The 17,571-nt window shown below is 66.0% G+C and carries 20 protein-coding genes; 5 read left to right on the top strand and 15 right to left on the bottom strand.

Annotated elements, in window-relative coordinates; all coding sequences use genetic code 11:
- Window positions 1-15: 15 nt before the first annotated feature.
- The 3 genes from ACOZBP_RS09165 to ACOZBP_RS09155 all read right to left on the bottom strand — a co-directional run bounded on the left by ACOZBP_RS09165 (window position 16) and on the right by ACOZBP_RS09155 (window position 2,743).
- On the bottom strand, window positions 16-1,038 hold the full coding sequence (locus ACOZBP_RS09165; RefSeq protein ID WP_422676116.1) for an SDR family oxidoreductase: 1,023 nt from the start codon (window positions 1,036-1,038) through the stop codon (window positions 16-18).
- A gap of 919 nt (window positions 1,039-1,957) precedes the next feature.
- The gene (locus ACOZBP_RS09160) at window positions 1,958-2,212 is read right to left on the bottom strand and encodes a hypothetical protein (protein ID WP_422676115.1); all 255 of its coding nucleotides are present in this window, start codon (window positions 2,210-2,212) and stop codon (window positions 1,958-1,960) included.
- Window positions 2,213-2,557: 345 nt separating this feature from the next.
- Complete coding sequence (locus ACOZBP_RS09155; RefSeq protein WP_422676114.1) at window positions 2,558-2,743, bottom strand: hypothetical protein; 186 nt, start codon at window positions 2,741-2,743, stop codon at window positions 2,558-2,560.
- A 440-nt stretch (window positions 2,744-3,183) separates the two neighbouring features.
- Here ACOZBP_RS09155 and ACOZBP_RS09150 point away from each other — a divergent pair, with 440 nt between their 5' ends.
- From ACOZBP_RS09150 to ACOZBP_RS09140, 3 genes are all read left to right on the top strand, one after another.
- Window positions 3,184-3,432, top strand: a complete 249-nt coding sequence (locus ACOZBP_RS09150) for a hypothetical protein (RefSeq protein ID WP_422676113.1) — start codon at window positions 3,184-3,186, stop codon at window positions 3,430-3,432.
- 168 nt (window positions 3,433-3,600) lie between these two features.
- Window positions 3,601-3,888, top strand: a complete 288-nt coding sequence (locus ACOZBP_RS09145) for a hypothetical protein (RefSeq protein WP_422676112.1) — start codon at window positions 3,601-3,603, stop codon at window positions 3,886-3,888.
- Between the two features lie 119 nt (window positions 3,889-4,007).
- Entirely contained in the window at window positions 4,008-4,244 is a 237-nt protein-coding gene (locus ACOZBP_RS09140) for a hypothetical protein (protein WP_422676111.1), read from the top strand.
- A 15-nt stretch (window positions 4,245-4,259) separates the two neighbouring features.
- On the opposite strand, the gene ACOZBP_RS09135 is transcribed toward ACOZBP_RS09140, so the two are convergent.
- The 4 genes from ACOZBP_RS09135 to ACOZBP_RS09120 all read right to left on the bottom strand — a co-directional run bounded on the left by ACOZBP_RS09135 (window position 4,260) and on the right by ACOZBP_RS09120 (window position 8,166).
- Entirely contained in the window at window positions 4,260-4,685 is a 426-nt protein-coding gene (locus tag ACOZBP_RS09135) for a MucR family transcriptional regulator (protein ID WP_422676110.1), read from the bottom strand.
- 136 nt (window positions 4,686-4,821) lie between these two features.
- On the bottom strand, window positions 4,822-6,471 hold the full coding sequence (locus tag ACOZBP_RS09130; RefSeq protein ID WP_422676109.1) for an asparagine synthase-related protein: 1,650 nt from the start codon (window positions 6,469-6,471) through the stop codon (window positions 4,822-4,824).
- A gap of 53 nt (window positions 6,472-6,524) precedes the next feature.
- Window positions 6,525-7,196: a lasso peptide biosynthesis B2 protein gene (locus ACOZBP_RS09125; protein WP_422676108.1), complete on the bottom strand. Its 672-nt coding sequence runs from the start codon at window positions 7,194-7,196 to the stop codon at window positions 6,525-6,527.
- A gap of 484 nt (window positions 7,197-7,680) precedes the next feature.
- The gene (locus ACOZBP_RS09120) at window positions 7,681-8,166 is read right to left on the bottom strand and encodes a hypothetical protein (protein ID WP_422676107.1); all 486 of its coding nucleotides are present in this window, start codon (window positions 8,164-8,166) and stop codon (window positions 7,681-7,683) included.
- 215 nt (window positions 8,167-8,381) lie between these two features.
- Between ACOZBP_RS09120 and ACOZBP_RS09115 the strand changes: the two genes are divergently transcribed.
- Together ACOZBP_RS09115 and ACOZBP_RS09110 are read left to right on the top strand one after the other, a co-directional pair.
- Window positions 8,382-8,972: a GntR family transcriptional regulator gene (locus ACOZBP_RS09115; RefSeq protein WP_422676106.1), complete on the top strand. Its 591-nt coding sequence runs from the start codon at window positions 8,382-8,384 to the stop codon at window positions 8,970-8,972.
- Entirely contained in the window at window positions 8,969-9,865 is an 897-nt protein-coding gene (locus ACOZBP_RS09110; RefSeq protein ID WP_422676105.1) for a LysR family transcriptional regulator, read from the top strand. The genes ACOZBP_RS09115 and ACOZBP_RS09110 overlap by 4 nt, the downstream gene beginning before the upstream one ends.
- Window positions 9,866-9,894: 29 nt before the next feature.
- On the opposite strand, the gene ACOZBP_RS09105 is transcribed toward ACOZBP_RS09110, so the two are convergent.
- From ACOZBP_RS09105 to trbE, 8 genes are read right to left on the bottom strand one after another with little or no spacing between them, the layout of a single operon-like run.
- Window positions 9,895-10,122 (bottom strand): DUF2274 domain-containing protein, encoded by a 228-nt coding sequence (locus ACOZBP_RS09105; protein ID WP_422676104.1) that lies wholly within the window; start codon window positions 10,120-10,122, stop codon window positions 9,895-9,897.
- A gap of 3 nt (window positions 10,123-10,125) precedes the next feature.
- Window positions 10,126-11,226 (bottom strand): TrbI/VirB10 family protein, encoded by a 1,101-nt coding sequence (locus ACOZBP_RS09100; protein WP_422676103.1) that lies wholly within the window; start codon window positions 11,224-11,226, stop codon window positions 10,126-10,128.
- Window positions 11,223-12,083, bottom strand: coding sequence for a P-type conjugative transfer protein TrbG (gene trbG, locus ACOZBP_RS09095; protein ID WP_422676102.1), 861 nt, complete (start codon window positions 12,081-12,083; stop codon window positions 11,223-11,225). Before trbG ends, ACOZBP_RS09100 begins: the two co-directional genes overlap by 4 nt.
- Complete coding sequence (gene trbF, locus ACOZBP_RS09090; protein ID WP_422676101.1) at window positions 12,083-12,769, bottom strand: conjugal transfer protein TrbF; 687 nt, start codon at window positions 12,767-12,769, stop codon at window positions 12,083-12,085. The genes trbG and trbF overlap by 1 nt, the downstream gene beginning before the upstream one ends.
- Window positions 12,766-14,160: a P-type conjugative transfer protein TrbL gene (trbL, locus tag ACOZBP_RS09085; RefSeq protein ID WP_422676100.1), complete on the bottom strand. Its 1,395-nt coding sequence runs from the start codon at window positions 14,158-14,160 to the stop codon at window positions 12,766-12,768. The genes trbF and trbL overlap by 4 nt, the downstream gene beginning before the upstream one ends.
- Entirely contained in the window at window positions 14,157-14,411 is a 255-nt protein-coding gene (gene trbK-alt / locus ACOZBP_RS09080) for a putative entry exclusion protein TrbK-alt (protein ID WP_422676099.1), read from the bottom strand. The genes trbL and trbK-alt overlap by 4 nt, the downstream gene beginning before the upstream one ends.
- Window positions 14,408-15,130: a P-type conjugative transfer protein TrbJ gene (trbJ, locus tag ACOZBP_RS09075; RefSeq protein WP_422676098.1), complete on the bottom strand. Its 723-nt coding sequence runs from the start codon at window positions 15,128-15,130 to the stop codon at window positions 14,408-14,410. Before trbJ ends, trbK-alt begins: the two co-directional genes overlap by 4 nt.
- Window positions 15,127-17,571: a conjugal transfer protein TrbE gene (trbE, locus tag ACOZBP_RS09070; protein WP_422676097.1), complete on the bottom strand. Its 2,445-nt coding sequence runs from the start codon at window positions 17,569-17,571 to the stop codon at window positions 15,127-15,129. Before trbE ends, trbJ begins: the two co-directional genes overlap by 4 nt.

The following is a 17,571-nucleotide window of genomic DNA, read 5'->3' as shown; positions in this document are numbered from 1 at the left end:
TTCAGAGTCGCGTCCCTAGCGCAGCGGCGCCTGGAGGCGTCCGCCCCGGATGATCAGAGCCGTCGCTCCCACCGCTGCGAGGCCGACGAGACCCGCCGCCAGCACCGGCCGGCGTTTCGCTGTCGAGTAGGCGCTGAACGGGCGTCCGGCGCCCTTCTTGCGATACAGTCGACCTTCTGATCGACCTTCGAACAGGTTGTCGCTGGGGGTCTTTGGATCATCGGTTTGCTGCACCCTGGGCATGGACCAACCAAAGACCCGGTCCATGAGCCTTGGCCAAAGCTGGGCGCTGCCGACCATCATCCGGCCGGCGCCGCCCACCGTCACGCTGCGGACCTTGTGGGTCGCGGCGTGCAGGATGGCCTGCGCCACCACCTCCGGTGCATAGACAGGGGGCGCCACCTGAGGCTCGTTCTCCGTGTGGTTTCGCGCATGTTCGGAGAAGGGGGTGCCGATGCCCGAAGGCTTCACTAGGGTGACCTGGACCGGCTTGTCGGCATGTCGCAACTCCATCCGCAGCGCGTCGGTGAAGCCTTTCACCGCGTGCTTGCTGGCCGCGTAGGCGCCCAGAAGCGGAATGGCGAAGTCCGAGTTGATCGAGCCGACGTTGATCAGGGTGCCGCCGCCCTCGCGGGTTTCCAGATGACGGACCGCCGCCTTGGACCCATGAACCACGCCCCAGTAGTTGGTCTGGAACAGGCGTTCATGCTCGTCCGACGGCAGGTCCATGATGTCGCCGTAGACGCCGACGCCGGCGTCGTTCACCCATGTGTCGAAACCGCCGAAGGCTTCGACCGCACGATCGACCACAGCCTGGATCTGGACTTCGTCCCCGACATCGGCGACCACGCTCGTCGCGCGGCCGCCCGCGCCGATGATCTCCTGCTCAACCTGGTCGAGGGCCTCTTTTGTACGGGCGACCAAGACCACGGCTGCTCCCTGTTCAGCCGCCCCTTTTGCCGTCGCCAGGCCAATGCCGGAGGTGGCGCCGGTGACAACGATGATTTGCTGGTCGAGCGGCTTCTGGCGAACGGTCATGTCGCTTCCTCTATCGATTGGATGTCTGAATCGAACCGACCGGCTCCCATCAGGTTCCGGCGAAAAACGGACCTAAGGTCGCACCGGCTACTTGAAGACGATTGCAGCGCGCCAGCTTGCGGATAGAGGCCTCAAGCACACCCTTCGCCAGGACGTAACCGCCTATGGTTTCGAGCAGGTGATCGCGATCGACGCCCGGCGGGGCGTCAGCATGCGGTCCAGGGGAAGACCTTGGAATTTGCAGCGGCGTGGCGGATCGCCGACGGGCAGTTTTAGAACCCGCCCAGCCGGGCAAGCCCCGCGACCGAATGCTCCAAGCATGCCGTTTGGCGGCACAATCTCTTCGTTCAGACCCTCGCGGAACCATCGGCTCAGCGATGTTCCAGGCGCGCCAAGGAATGTGCCGTATTGGACGCTCGAGCCAGAATCCTCCACTACGACACCATAGGAGACCTTGCCCTTGCAGGTCAGAGACGAAGCGAGGCCGTCATGGTCATCGCTATAGCCGGGCGGATCGTCCGAACAGGCTCGAAGTCTGACTGAATCGCCCGCTGTTCCGCACCTTCATCCTCTTCATCGCGAGCAGCGCGCCTGCCCCCTTAGGGCGCGGCAGCGTATCGGCTCGTCCGGCGGATCCAAGGTCGGATGGCGGCTTGACCATAAACGGCGCAGCTAGAAGTATAGCCCCCAGTCTAGCGCGGCCTTGGCCGTCCCGCATGGTGGTCAAATGCCTCGCCTATCAAAGCACGCCCCACCTCAAGTCGACGCCGATCGCGTTAGAGAGGTCTCTGCCGATCTGCCATTCGAGTTACAGTCAAAGATATTCGAACAGACCGCTGCAAGTGCTTTGGCGGGCGCAGGCCTGTCTGTGACTCTCATAGGCAGCCTTCTGCGCGACGCGTCGCCTTCGATCTGGGGCTCAGTGATCTGTTTCGCCGCCGCAGCCTATGTAGCGGGCGCGGGCAACAATGCTCTTGTAGAAGCCCTCTTCCGGCGAGAGCCGGTTCTGAAACGTTGCAAATCCTATCAAACCGTCGCCGCAATCCTCATGGGCGCGGCGATCGGCGTTCTTAGCTACAGCGTATTCGAGAGCGGCCAGCGGGGAAATGTGGATCCGTCGCCCGGTGTTGGAGCATCGACCGGCCCCTAAGCCCTCCCCCGAGACAGTTGTCATCGAGCGTCCCCCTAAGGCAAACGTCTAAGAATGCCCTAGCCCGAGCGACGCTAAGTTCGGAACGGATATTTTTAAGCACGGGTGGAGGCGATCTTCGGCTTCTACTTCGCCAAGGGTCACGGCCGGCCAACACATATACTGAACTGCAATTGATGCGGCGGCAGCTTCCCGACCGTGACTGAGGTTGAGATCGCCAAGGCGAAATCCGAAGCAGGATACGGCCCGGAGCGCCGCAAAGGGGCCTGTTGCGCTACCGGGCCGCTCGCAACTCTCCTCCCCAGGAGAATGCGGCAGAAAAACCCCTAAAGCCGCGCTGTGGTTCCGAACGAATACGTTTGGCGTAGCTCATTCTCTGAGCAGCTGTTCATACTCGGCCAGCGTCGCCGACGGGACGCCGCAAGCGCGCGCGGCTGCGATAGCGGCCGTGATCTCAATGATCCAAGCTTCGTCCTGACGAAGGGTCGGCGTGTTTCTGGCCTTCAAGCGAAGGGTGTTCAGCGGTTCCAAAAATACAGATGTGTCGCTTTCCACCGCGTCTTCTCCAGGTTGATGCGGCTTAGCTACACTGACGCGAGCGCATCCTGAAAGCCGAACGCGGCGCAGCAATTAGACGCAGCCCTTCCATCGCAATCTGAACTGGAGGTTCATTTTTTCTTCTGCCTGGGACAAGGACCGTGGGCAGTCGGGCGGATGGCGGACAACACCCGATCCCAATGGTGCTCTCGACCATCTTGCCAAGCGTCAAATGCGGGGCGGCCGTCGCGGCCCTCTGCATGGCGGCTAGGGCTGCGTCGTGATCGGTTGGACTAATGCTTCCTGTCTAGTTGCCTCAGCTCATAGGACCACAAGTGCATCATCGGCAGCGCTCGCTGCACCGCCTTGGCGACGCCCTCGCCAAACCGCCGATCCCCGAAAGGACGCCTTTGGGCTATGATGGGCGCAATCCACCCGCAAGCGACAGAAGCGCCGCCATGGACGACGACGACATCGACCCCTCGGACGACCCGATCTATCGTGCAGGGGTGCTCATGGGCCGCAACCAGGCGCTGACCGACGTCATGGAGCGGCTGTTCTCGCCCGATGCAATGTCGCCCGACAAGACGGTTCGCGCACTTCATGCGTGGGTTCAGCAGACCATGGACGAGGTGCGGGTCGAAATGCAGCTCGTTTTTGCTGACCTGAGCGCTGATGACGATGAGGACGAAGATGATGACGGCTGACAGCTAAACTCCCGCCCTGACGAGCGGAATCTGTCAGCGGAAAACTATCGCCCATGCCTGCCGGGGAGGTGACGGACCCTGGGTCCGGGACTTCCTGATGGGTCCGAAATGCGACCCACGCAACGGCCCGCCCGTTCGACCGTTTTGTTGTCGGACAGGGAGTTGGCCATGAAAACGATCATCAAGGGCGCCTGCGCGGTGGCTGCGCTCGGCTTGCTGGTCTCCTGCAGCAGAAACGACGGAAATCCGCGTTCAGCTGAAGACACAGGTGGCGAGCCTGCGGGCGAAGTCGGCACGTTGACCGATGTTCCGACTGAGCAACCCCAAACGACGCAGAGCCCGCCCAATCCAAGTGACGCGACGAGAAATGCGCCGACGAGAGGGCCGGATAACGGCAACAGCCAAGTGGACCCGGCGGCTGTTGCTTCGCCCACGCCACCGAACCAGCCTGACTAACCAGGCGATCGGGCAAGTCCGAGCTCGGAAGGTGGTCTCCGGCTGGACGCTTGCCGGCTCAACAGGTCTTTAAAGGCCTCTCCGCAACAGACAGCCGCATCTCGCCTACGGAGAATCCCATGATCAAGTACCTTGTCCTGGCTGCCGGCGGCGCCGCTCTCCTCACGCTTACCGCATGCGGCAGCCGCGAGGCCGAGCGTGCTGCGCCCGAGGCGGCTTCCACCGAAGCAGATGCCACGTCGAGCGTATCGGCTTCCAACCCGACCAAAACGGGATCTACCGCGATCACTGAAACGCCTGCCCCTCAGGACGATCAGCGCAAGCAAGACGGCTCGACCACGCCGCAAGAAGGCTAAAGGGTCCAGTCTGAATCAGCCGGCCATCGGCTTACGGCCCGGCTTGCCTTTGGGAGCCGCCTCGGACGCCTGACGTCCGCCCGCGCCGAGCCCCATCGCTTTGGCCAGGTCGGATCGCGTCTTGGCGTATTCGGGGTGCACCATAGGGAAATCTGCGGGAAGACCGAACGCCTCGCGATAGGATTGCGGCGTGTGGCCGTGAACCGAGAGATGGCGTTTCATCGACTTGAAGGGCTTGTGCGTGATCAGGCTGATGATGCCGGCGGGCGTAACCAATTTGCGCGCCTGCGCAGCTGTAAGCCGTTGCACCGGCTCGACCTCTTCTACCGTCTCCGAACCCGTCGAACCCAGGGCGGCGTGGATCGAGGAGATCAAGCCGGGAAGCGCAGCGGCGTCGATCTTGTTGTGGGTCACATAGGCCGCGACAATGTCTGCGGTCATGTCGAGAAGATCCCGATCGGGCGTTATGGCGTCGTCCAAGTTAGGGCTCCACATAAAAGGTCATGCTCTGGATATCCTGTAACGCCGCTGCCTGACAGGCCCAAGGGCCAATACATGAGGCCGGAAGCCAGTGGTTTCAGCGCAGCCAAGCCTTGGCCCAGCTCTCGACCAGAGCCAGCATCATCAGCTCCAGGTAGCCGCCCTGCCAGATCAGGTGCTCGACCTGGAGTGCGGCCTCGACCTGATCGCGGTCGATCAGACCCTGCCGGGCGAGATGTCCCTCGAGGAGCTGGGGACGCAGGCGGTCGATGTTCGCGGCGACCACACGACCGTAATAGCCGCCGAGTTCGGCCTTGGACCGGCGATGGACCAGGGCCTGCGGCAGTCGGTCAGCAAAGGCTTCACGTGCCAGAAGGCGATCATGTCCGCCGTTCGTCAGCACGTATGACGGGGTGGCCAGAACCGCTTCCATGACCGGCTGGCTGAGCGCTGGATGCAGCAGCTCCGCTCTCTTGCTTCGCCGTGAGAGGCTGTGCAGCCCGAGGTTGCTCGCAAAGCCAACAATCTGCTGGCGTTTGCCCGGACCGACGCCGTCCATGTCGAAAAGCCAGGGATGAGGCGGGGTTTCGGCGCCGCGGATGTCCGGGTGCAGGAGGGCGTTTGCGGACGGCGAATACTCACGTGGCCGCCGCGCAGAGACGATCGCCGCCCGCATGTTACGCCATGCCGACCGCCTCATCCGACGGGCGAGCACAGGCGCGGTCCGGCCGAGCAGTGCGGCCCAACCTCGATCGCGCAACTCGTCGGCGAGAATGCTGGAGGTGGCGGTCTGCAAAAAGGCGACATCGCCACCCTTCCCCGTGAGCACGCCCTCCACGCCATGGGCCTCGCATAGGTCCGCCTGCAGGGCGTCATAGGCCGCGTCCAGGCGATTGAGACTGGGCCGGAACGACCGGGGGTGTTCAAGCGTCAGCCCTTTGGCCAGGTCGTGGGCGGATCGGGACAGGATTGTCAGTGGCACGCCCAGGGCGTCGGCCACCGCCGTGGCGTAGGCGCGCTCATCGGATTCCGGGTAGGGACCATGGATGTTGAGCCAGAGGGCTTTTCCTTTAAAGGCGCTGGCTCGAAGGCTAGCCGCCATGATGGCGGAATCCAGCCCTCCGGAGACCTCGACCAGCAAGGAGGACCGTCGATGGGTGAGGCCCGCGACCGCCTCATCGACCGTTTCGCGAAGGTCGACTGTCGTCAACGACGTCGATCGCCGAGCCGCCTGCACTGGCGACCATACTGTCCGGTTTCGACCATCCGGCAGATGAAGTGCGCCGGGATAGACTGTCTTCCAGCCCGTGAGGAGATCGGCGGCGGACAGGGTGATTGGGTCTCGCAGGACAGTCGCGACCGCACCCCATGAAAGGCTAGCGTGTTCATGGTCGTCCACCAGCCAGTCAGGCGTATCACTCGCGATCAACCAGGCCGATCCGCGTCGCGAGACGGCGCAGTCCATCGCCCCGGATGGGTCGCGGAAGACGCCGGACAGGCGACCTTCGGCGGTCAGGAACACGGCCACGTATCGCCCCCAGAGCTTCCGCGTCAGGTCCAGACAGGCGTCGTCGATATTGTCTATGTGGCCGTCCAATGGCGCCGATCCAGCAACGGTTTCACCGATCAGGACGACTTCGCCGATGTTTAGAGTCCGGCCTGTGACCGAGGCCCTTTCCGCGGCGATCCAGAAGGATGGTCCCACCTCGGTAATGGTCCAGCCCCGCTGGCGAGCGGCTTCCTTCATCGACCGGCAGGCCCCGGTGTCGGCCTCCGGCCCGAGCATGGCGACGAACCGGCTCACACGCCGACCGCCATGATGGGCGTGTAGAGGGCGACCCGATCCAGATCATCATCCAGGAGCACGTCGCCGACCTGCAGCCAGCAATGGGCGGAGAAGGGCCAGGTCCTGACGCCGAAAACCCAGGTGGAGCCGCGCCCCCGTGACGCCAGAAACGCGCGCAGCAGATAGGCCCGATAGAGGCACTGCCCCTGCGCTGGAACCCAGGGCAGCCAGCGATCGAACAGGCGAGCGTCTGCCATGGCTTCTGCGGCTTGGTCATGACGCAGAGGCAGATTTGGGGATCGCGCGATGAGCGTCTTCAAGGGGCTCCCCTGGATACGCCAAGCCTTCCGCGCCGTGATCGTCGCCAAGGTCATGACCGCCATGCGGCCGGGACCAGGGCCCTCGTAGCGTCTGGAAGTTCGGACCGCCGACGACGGAATAGGCGCCGACCAGTGTTGCACAGCCGTTCGAAAAAGCCCCGTCTCGAGCAGGCCGTCCGCGATCACCGCGTTCGAGGCCGTCCATTGGCCGTCGCCGGCGTCAACCAGATACCGCCCAAGTCCCGGGAGGCAGAAGTAGGCGTCGCTCTCGATATCGAGGACGACCAGGTCATCTTCGATCGAGGCCACATGGATGGAGGGTGCGGGCGAAATCACGGTCGCGCGAAGGCGAAGGCCGTCGGCCAAAGCCGACGGCCCCCGACCTCAGCCCTGCGGCTTGACGCGGGTGAAGTCGATTTCCAGCTCGCCGTCATCGGCGCCGCCGCGGGTCAGTTCGCGAGCTTCGCCGAGGCGGATGAGGCGGATCGTTTTGGTGGGGGTCATCTCAGTCTCTCCTCTCTGGTTCGCCGCAAAAATGCGGCTTCATCAGGAGGCGACTCCGGGCGGACAGCAGCAAGCTATATTGCTGTATATTTCCCGTGCCCAACGGAAGCAGGCGCCGGCTTGACGCCAGCGCCTGCAGGCTCATCACGCGATCCGGATGTAGGTGCCATCCAGTTCCATCACCCCTTCATGCCACCCCCCACGCGTGAGAGTACGGGCCTCGCCCAGACGAACCAGGCGAACGCAGATTGAGGTTTGCATCACAGTCTCCTTGGTCGGCCGCAGGATTGCGGCCTCTCCATGGATGGCCGCTCGCGACGCCGTGGCAAACTATATCTCGGTATATTCAGCGCCCCGGCTTGGGCCGCGCCCGGCGAAGCTGTTCTTCGGCGGTTTTGAGCCAGTCATCCTCTTCGCCGTCGGCGGTCTTATCTACGAGCTCGCGCACAAGGGCGTTCACCGCATTGACGATCGTACGAGCATCCAGAGTGGCGAGCCTGTCGCCCGACTGCTGATTCAACTGATGCATCCCCATCATGACAATGCTCATGAGTTTGTTGGAGCTGCAGCGGAGTGCAAAGTCAGGAGACCCGATCGAAAGGGACGCAAAGATGGCGTCGGGATCCGCATTCACGAAATGGCAGAAGCGGTAGATGTAGTCGACGTTCAGACGGCCTCGTCCAGCCTCAAAGTCTTGATAGGTGCGCAGGACAAGATTCATGCCGGCGGCCGTCTCCGATGAAGAGAAACCGCGCAGGCGTCTGATACCGCGTATCGTAGCCGAGAGCACCGCGCTGTCGCTTTCAAGCTCCGATTGGTCCGGTGGCGTCATTTCACAACCTCCCCGCGACAGGTTGGGGGGCCAGCGCTGCTCAATCAACAGAAGTCGGCGTTTCTCTAGTCACAAAGTGATGCTTGCGCGGAAAAACCGCGCCTCGACGCGGACTTTTCATCCAGGCGCGAAGAAACGCCACGTCCAGCCGCCCAGCACTTCCAACTGGTGCAAGAACTCTTGAGTCTGATGATTCTAAACAACGGAGTCGTCGGATGGCGCGCAATCGCGATCCTTTCGCCAGCGCCCTTCGTACGCTCAGAGAGCGCGCGATCGCCGGCGTCTTCTCGCCCGGCAAGCCCATCATCATTCTCGATGAAGCCCAATCCCTCGGACTGTCCACGACGCCCGTTCGCGAAGCTCTGGCCTGGCTCGGCGGAGAGGGCCTGATCGAGCGCGCGCCGGCCGGCGGATATGCCGGGCTGAGGCTCGACCCTGCTGGCCTGGCGGGCCGATACAGGTTGCGGCTCCACTGTCTGGAAAGGGGGCTGGAGGGCGCCGTGCCCGGCATCAACGCCACGCCCCATGCGGACCCTACGCAGCTCTTTCGCCATATCGTCGCCGCCGCGGCGGACCCCGCCCTGGTGGCCGTCTATGATCGCGTCCAGGCGACGATCGAACGGTTTGCACCGGCGGAGGCGCGCCTGCTCGGCGACATGCCGGCAGCCCTGGAGGCCGTCGCAGACCAGCTGGCCAGCGGACAGGAGCCGCAAGCGGCGGAGGGGCTTCGTGATTTTCACGAGCGGCGCATCAGCGCCGCGCCGCTGTTGACCGAGGGGGAACAGGTTCAGGCGGGCGCCGGGTGAAACCGGGATCGGCTCCGAGGCTGGACCTCACCTCCCTGAGGTGGTCCCTCGTCGTGGCCAGCGCAGGCGGTTTTCGCAAGGCGGCTGACGCCCTCGGCGTCGAACAGTCCGCCCTCAGCCGACGCGTGAGGGGGCTGGAGGACGAAATCGGCGTCTCCCTGTTCCATCGCAACCCGGGCGGCGCGACACCCACCTTTGCAGGCGACTCCTTCATCCGGGGCGTGGAGCACGCGCTCGACCTGTTGAGCGACACGGTCACAGAGGCGCGCGAGGCGGGCCAGGGCCGCCTGGGGCGTCTGAAGATCGGCCTGACGCCGTCCTTCCTTTCCGAGGCCTTGTTCGGACTTCTCCAGAGGTTTCGGGGCGCCCACCCCCATGTTCAGATCGAGATGGTGTCCGGTGACGCGGGCGATCATCTCTCGGCCGTCGCGGATCGCAGACTGGACATCGCCGTCCTCCCCGGAGGCATGACCGTCACCGGCCTCGACGTCTCTGAACTCTGGCGCGAGACGCTCCATGTCGTCCTTCCCTCCGGGCATCCGCTTGCTCTGGAAACGACAGTCGACCTGCAGTCGCTCGACGGCGATGCGCTTCTGATCAGCGAAGGGGATCTCGGCGCTGACGTGCTCGCCCAGATCCGCCTTCCCTCTTCGATCACGCTCAAGACCGTGCGCGCAGGCCTCGCGATCGTGCTGGCTCAGGTAGAGTTGGGCTTGGGTTTGGCGCTCGTCACCTCGGGCGCGCTTGACCATGCCAGCTTGCCGGACGGCCTGGTACACCGACCGCTGCACGCAGGTGAAGGACTGAGTGTCGGCTTCGCCGCAGCCTGGTTTCACCAGAACGATAATCCGGCGCTTCGCCGCTTTATGAGCTCAGCGCGAGCCTTGCGTTGAACACAAGCGGCACGGCGCTCGGAGCCGATCTAGCGGGCGACCTGCTGGCGTGTTTTTGCTGCGACAAATGATCGGTCGGTCGCCATGAACCGGTTCAGCATGGGCCCAATCAGTTGCGCTGGAGCATAGGTTCGCTCTCCGTCGCCAGACAGGACCTCGGCATAGAGAACCAGGTCGCGGTGGATGTCGGCGGGCAGTTCGATCGTCATCTTGATCGGCGTGTCGTCCTGCAGGCCGGCGAGCTTGAGCGCAGACATGGATCAGTCTCCATAGGGTTGAAGATCGAGGTCGTGAGTCAGGATGATCCGAAAGGCGAAACCCGGCCGGATGGTCAGCCTTGGCGGAATGGACAGTCCGCGCTCGACCAGGCCTCGCCCCAGAGCATCGACGCCGTCGCTCGTTCCATCGCGGATCGCGCGCGCCAAACGATCGGCCTCATCCACCTCCACCGCGGCGCTGCTGACAGCCAACAGCGTCGTCAGCACCGCCGTTCTCAACCGCTCTCCCCAACGTTGGTCCGTCCCATCCTCCAGCCCCACATAGCCTTGGGGATCGGACGACGCCTGGTCCTCTAGAAGGATGGATCGACCGTTTGGAAGGATGATGCGGGTCCAAATCACCTGCAGGCGGGACTGGCCCTGGGCGACCTGAGCCGTATGGGCGCCGACCAGCCGCGAGCCCCTAGGTAGAAGCAGCGTGCGACCTGTCCGCGTATCATGGACGTCAGCCGTGATCTGTCCGAGCACCGGACCGGCAAGGTCGGACCGGATGCCCGTCACCAGGCTGGCTTCGATGACGGCGCCGGCGAGCAGCGTCCCGCCCGAGGTCGCGGCGGATGCTGCAGCGGCATGGCATCCCGCAAGCGGCCCGGTCAAAACCGGCAGGCCCTCAGAGACGGGCGCGCCGCTCTGGATCAACAGCAGCGTGGAGGTCCGGGCCGCATCCGCCTCGGCGCGACGACGCTCACGTTCAGTCTGGCGGGCGTCGGCCTCGCGCGATTGCGAGTCCGGTCCAGCAGGCGAACCGACCGGGGCGGCCTCGGCCTCTGCGGCGTTGCGCGCATTGAGAATGGGCCTGCCGAGATCGCCCGGAAGCGGCGGGCCCAGCCGGGGCGCCGCATAGTCGCCGGGGAGCGCGCGCACGGCGTCGGGCGGCGGCGCGGACGACCGCGCCAATTCAACGGTCGGTGCGTTCGGGGCCGGCTTCAGCAGGCCGACGCCGACTGCGGCGGCGACCGCAAGGGCCAGTCCAGCGGCGCCGCCCATCGCCACCTTGCGCGACAGGCGAACGGGTCTGGGCGGGGCGGCCCGGAGGCGCATCGCCTTGATCGCAGGATCCTCGCCCCCAGTCGTATCGCTCATCGACCGGCGCTCCTCTTTTCGATCCGCACGGTCTGCGTACGCCGACCCGAGACGAGCCGAAGCTCTGCCACGTCGAACAGACGATCGACGATCAGCCGGCGACCAAGGACGCGGTAGTTCACCAGAGCGGCGCTTCCGTCCGGATCGGGAAGGAACAGGGGCGGCAGCGTCGCCTGATCGATCGCGACGTCGAATTCCAGAATGACCTGGCGGCCGTCGTCGAACACGCGCACCGGCCGCCAGGCCGTTCGGGCTCCGGAGATCCGATAGCTGAAGTTGAGATCTTCCAGCCTCATCCTTGGCTCGGCGTCGCGCTCCGCCTGCCGCGCCGCCTGGGCTTCGAGCGCCATCAGTTCGTCCTGCGGATACCGCCAGGACACCCCCGCCATATAGGCCGAGGCCTGAGCGTTGAGCTCCAGATGGTAGGTCCGGCGGTCGGTGTTGATGATCAGATTGGTCTTCAGGTCGCTCCGTGTGGGCTTTACGAGAATGTGGATCCGTCGCGTTTCGCCCGCGCCGCTTTCTGTCTGGCCGATGATCCAGCGCACCGTGTCGCCAGCCGCCACCGGTCCCTGGCTGGAAAGAACCTCTCCGGGCTGGAGGGCGATGTCGGTGACATGCCCCGGCGCGCCGTAGACCTGGAAAAGAGCGCCGGCTTCATAGGCATAGACCTGGGTGGCGTTCAGATAGTTTTCGCCTGAGGGCTGCACGCGCGCAGCGGCGTTGGCGGCCGCGATGCGCGAAGCCGGTGGCGGCGCATCCCGCGTCGCGCGCTGAGGGATTGAGGCCAGGCCGACGCCGGGCGCTGCGGCAAGGCAGAGCGCCAGGACGGCGCTAGAGAGCATGAGGCGGCGCATCAGTCGATCTCCTTTGACCAGTTGAAGGCGTGGACCAGGACGCCGAGAGGATTCTTCCTCAGATCATCGGCCGTCCTCGGCGGTTGGACCGTCACCGTCAGGATCGCGGTCCACCGCTCAGTCTTGGCCAGGCGGCCATCGACAAAGCGCCGCTCGGTCCAGGCGACACGGAAGGAGGATGGCGAGGCGCGAATGATGCTGGAGACCTCGATCCCCACCTGTATGCGCCCGACGTCAGCGAACGGATCATTCGTGCGGGCGAAGTCCGACAGGGCGGCGGCGCCCTGATCGGTCGTGTAGTCGTAGGCGCGCAGCCAATTGTTCCGCACCACGACGGGGTCGGCGGAGATGCCGCGCACCTGTTCGACGAACCGGCCGAGATGCCAGGCGATCTGCGCGTCGCTGGGCGTGTAGTTCGCCTGAGCAGGCGCAACCGCCAGCGGCTCGCCGTGCTGGTCCACCTCGACGATCCAGGGCGTGACCACGCCGCGCGCGGATTGGACCACGAGACCGGCGGCCAGGCCCCCGGAAAGGCCGAGCGCCATCAGGGCGGCGAGCCGCCAATTGCGCGCCTGGACGCGGGCGGAACCGATCCGGTCGTCCCAGACCTGGGCGGCGCGCTGATAGGGCGTTTCCGGCGTCGGCGAACGCCCATAGTGGCCGCCCGGACGTTTGAAGGGGTTCATGAACGGTCCTCGCTGACAGAAACGGATGCGGAGCCCCCGCTGTGGTCGCCCGACCGGACTGCATGAACGGCGGTGGCCACGCCGTGGGCGACGGCCTGTCGGCGCTCCATCTCCCTGGCCCATCGGGGCCTGGCCTCCCTGGACCCGCCGCCCCCTCCGGGCTCTTCAGGCCCTCCGCGAGACGATGAAGTCGGCGCGGCTTGAGACTCTGAACCTGCCGGAGCAGAGGCGCTTTCCACTCCCGGCGCAGCTTCCGTCCCGGAGGACGCAGCCGACTGATCCGGGGGCGACGATCCCCCCGCCGGCGGGGATGCGCCACGACCACCGCTGCCGACACCGTTGCCGCCGCTGCCGCCACTACCGTTGCCGTTGTCGGAGCCTCCGCCCGGACCGCGTCCGCCGGGCGATCCGCTTCCTGCACCTGCGGCGCCTGAGGCTGCGGAGCCCGAGCGGGCGGCCGCCACAGCTGTACCCGCTCTCCCCGCAAGTCCGGCGCCCGCGCTGGCAGCCATTCGAGCGCCTGCCGCGCCGGCCATGGCGACCCCGCCCACGGCGAGACCGGTTCCGACCGCCGCGCCTGCGCTGAGTTGGGGCGCGCCTGAGATCAGTCCCGATGCGATGCCCGGACCGAAGATCGCAAGCCCGGCCAGACTGAGCGCGGCCAGGGTGGTCGCCAGAGCATCCCCCAGGGCGGGAGGCCGGCCGGCGAAATCGGTGACGAAGGTATCGAACATGGTCGAGCCGATACCGACGATCACCGCCAGGACGAGGACCTTGACGCCCGAGGCCACGACATTGCCGAGGACGCGTTCGGCCAGGAAGGCGGTCTTGCCGAACAGGCCGAAGGGAATGAGGACGAAGCCCGCGAGGCTGGTCAGCTTGAACTCGATCAGAGTCACGAAGAGCTGCACCGCCATGATGAAGAAGGCGATGATGACAATCAGGAAGGCGACCATCAGGATGGCGATCTGGACGAAGTTTTCGAAGAAGCCCGGGAAGCCTGACATTTCCGCGGCGGCCTTTAGCATCGGCCGTCCGGCGTCGATGCCGGCCTGGGCCAGCTTGCCCGGCCGCAGGAATTCCTCGCTCGACAGATTGGAGCCCGCCGCCTTCAGGCCCAGGCCGGCGAAGCTGGCGAAGACGATCTCCGAGAGCCTCTGAAAGTTGCCGATCAGGAAGGCGAAGAAGCCCACGAACAGGGTCTTCTTGACCAGTCGGGCGAGGATGTCGTCCGACGGTCCCCAGGCCCAGAACAGGGCCGCCAGGGTGACGTCGATGACGATCAGGGTCGTCGCGACGAAGGCGACTTCTCCGCCCAGCAGGCCGAAGCCGCTGTCGATGTAACGGCTGAAGACTTCGAAGAAGCGGTCGATGACGCCGGTATCGTTCATGACGGGTCGCCCCCGCCGAAGAAGCGTCGACGGCTTTCCGCCCAGGCGGCATGACAATCCGGATCGGCGCCGCCGGCCTCGCCGAGACTGCGGCATCGGACGAGCTCCGCCGGGGCCGCGCTCGTCACGGGTTTCACCGCCGGGATCGGCGCCGGCGCGCCGGGGCTCGCCATGACGGCCGCGCCAATGGCGCAGATCGCGATGATGACGGCGGCGACGCCCAGAGGGTCGCGACGAAACAGGGCCCTCATTGATCCGGCTCGCCCATGAAGCGTCGGAAGCGCGCCTGCGCATCCGCGCGGGCGGCGGTCCGATCAGCGGCGTCTAGCGCGTCCGCCCTCCCCTGGGCGGCGAGAAGCGCGGCCAGCTCCACCAGTTGGCTCGACTGCAAGGCCAGCAACTGGTTGCCGGCCTGCGTCGCCTGCAGGGCGCCGGCGGCGCTCTGGCTGGCGCCGACCAGGCGGTCCATTTCCTGCCGCGTCGCGCCCAGCCCCTGGACCACGCCCGCCTGGACGCGCATCGCGTCTTCAAAGCCTGCGACCGACGACCGCCAGCGTTCGCGAGCGCGCGCGACCAGATCCCCTTCTGACGCCGTCATGGGGACGGCGCCGTAGCGGCTGTCGAAGGCGGCCTCGATCTCGCGCACGTCATAGGCCAGCGCCTGGGCCTCCGCGAGAAGGCCGCGGGTCCTATCGACTTGCGCCTGCAGGGTCTGGAGCGACGAGTACGGGAGGCTCGTCAGGTTGCGCGCCTGGTTCATCAGCCCAGTCGCTTCATTCTGGAGCGACTGGATCTGGTTGTTGATCTGCTCCAGGGCGCGGGCGGCCTGGATGACGTTCTGGACGTGGTTGGTCGGATCATGAACGACCACCTGGGCCTGGGCCGGGAGGTCGCCGCACAGGAGGACGACGGCGGCCACAGCGGCAGGTAGGACGGCCGACAAGGCCATAGGCGAACGCAGGCGTTTCATGACGGGTCTCCGGGAGGTTGTGGGCTTGGGACGGTCGCAAGGAGGTCTGCGGCCCAAGGCAGGCCGCGATGGCGCAGCCAGGCCGCGCCGAAACCCGTGGCCCCGGCCTCGTCGAGAACCGCCCGGATGGACGCCTGATCCGTCGCCGCGGAGGCGGCGCAGAAGGCCAGGGCGACCGGACCGAGACCGAGTTCGAACAGGCGGTCGCCGGCGCGCGACTGGCAGTAGTAGTCACGCTTCGGCGTCGCCTGGGCGAGGATGTCGATCTGGCGATCGTTCAATCCGAAGCGACGGTAGACGGCGGCGATCTGCGGCTCGCGGGCGCGGGCGTTCGGCAGGAAGAGACGGGTATGGCAACTCTCGATGATCGCCGCGGCGATCGCGCTGTTGTCGATGTCGGCAAGCGACTGGGTGGCGAAGACCACCGAGGCGTTCTTCTTGCGCAGGGTCTTCAACCACTCGCGCAGCTGGGCGCCGAAACCGGTATTGTCGAGGGCGATCCAGCCCTCATCGACGATGATCAGGGTCGGTCGTCCGTCCAGCCGCGCTTCGAGCCGGTGAAACAGATGGGCGAGCACTGCGGGCGCCGCCGCCGATCCGATCAGGCCTTCTGTCTCGAAGGCCTGAACCGCGCCGACGCCGAGGTGTTCGCGTTCGCCGTCGAGCAGCCGTCCCCATGGCCCCTCCAGAGTAAAGGGCGCCATCGCCCGTTTCACGGCGGCGCTTTGGACAAGAGCGGCGAAGCCCGAGAGCGTACGTTCGCTGGCAGGGGTTCCCGCGAGGCTGACGAGGGCGGACCAGACCTGGTCCTTGATCTCCGGTTCGATCGGCACGCCTTCCCGAGCGAGGAGGTCGATCAGCCAGGCCTGGGCCCAGGCGCGTTCGCCCGGATCGTCGATCCCTTCGAGAGGCTGCAGGGTCAGCCCGCGCTCGCCGCCCAGCATCGCCTCGCCGAGGTCGTGGAAGTCGCCGCCCATGGCCAAGGCCGCCGCGCGGATCGAGCCGCCGAAGTCGAAGGCGAAGACCTGGGAGGCCGGATAGCGGCGGAACTGGAGGGCCATCAGCGCCAGCAGCACGCTCTTGCCCGCCCCGGTCGGCCCGACCATGAGGGTGTGGCCGACATCGCCGACGTGGTGGCAAAAGCGGAAGGGCGTGGCGCCGTCGGTCCGCGCATGGAACAGCGGCGGTCCGTCGAGGTGGGCGTTCCAGTCCGGCCCGGCCCAGACGGCCGACATCGGCATGATGTGGGCGAGGTTGAGGGTGGAGATCGGCGGCGTCCGCGCATTGGCGTAGACGTGGCCCGGCAAGCCGCCCAGCCAGGCCTCGACGGCGTTCAGGCTCTCGGCGATACAGGTGAAATCGCGTCCCTGAATGACCTTTTCCGCCTGCCGGAGCTTGGTGTCGGCGATCGCCGGATCCTCGTCCCATACGGTCAGGGTGGCGGTGACCAGGGCGTAGCCCACGCCATCGGCGCCGAGATCCTGCAGGGCCTGATCGGCGTCCGCCGCCTTGTTGTCGGCGTCGGAGTCCATCAGGACGGCGGCCTCATTGGTCATCACCTCCTTGAGGAGGGCTGCGATCGATTTCCGCTTGGCGAACCACTGGCGACGAATGCGGCCGAGCAGCCGTCCGGCGTCGGTCTTGTCCAGGCAGAGCGCGCGCGTGGTCCAGCGATAGTCGAAGGCCAGGCGATTGAGTTCGTCGAGGAGCCCCGGCCAGGTCGCCGTCGGAAAGCCGATGACGGTCAGGACCCGCAGGTGCGCGCCCCCGAGGCGCGGGGCCAGGCCGCCGACCAGAGCCTTGTCGGCCAGCAGCACATCGAGGTGCATCGGCGTTTCCGGCAGGCGGACGCACTGCCGCGCGGTCGAGACCGTGGCGTGAAGGAAGGTCAGGGTGGCTTCGTCGTCGAGCCAGGCCGCCTGCGGCATCAGCCCCTCGATGAGAGCGAGGAGCCGATCAGTCCGATCGATGAAGCCGCGGACCTGGGACGGCCAGTCCACGCCCTTCTCCGCCTGCCCCTCATAGAGCCAGCGTGCGGCGCGGCCGCGATCTTCGGCCGGCGGCAGCCAGACCAGGGTCAGATAATAGGCGCTTTCGAAGTGGCTCCGGTCGGCCTGGAAGGCGGCGCGGCGCTCCTCGTCCACCAGGGCTGAGACCGGGTCGGGGAAGGTGCTTTCGGGATAGGCGGCCGAGGCGTGGCGCTGGGCCTCGACGAAGATCGCCCAGCCGGATCCGAGCCGGCGCAGGGCGTTGTTCAATCGCCCGGCGACGCCTGACAGTTCAGCATTGGTCGCCGAGTCCAGATCGGGGCCGCGGAAACGCGCGGTGCGTTGGAGACCGCCGTCCTTGTTCAGCACCACGCCGGGGGCGATCAGGGCCGCCCAGGGCAGGAAGTCGGCGAGTTGTCGCGGCCGAGCGCGATATTCCTGAAGCGAGAACAT

It is taken from the genome of Brevundimonas sp. NPDC058933, assembly GCF_049315965.1.
Classification (GTDB): Bacteria; Pseudomonadota; Alphaproteobacteria; order Caulobacterales; family Caulobacteraceae; genus Brevundimonas.
This window is presented reverse-complemented; position numbering and strand designations above follow the sequence as displayed.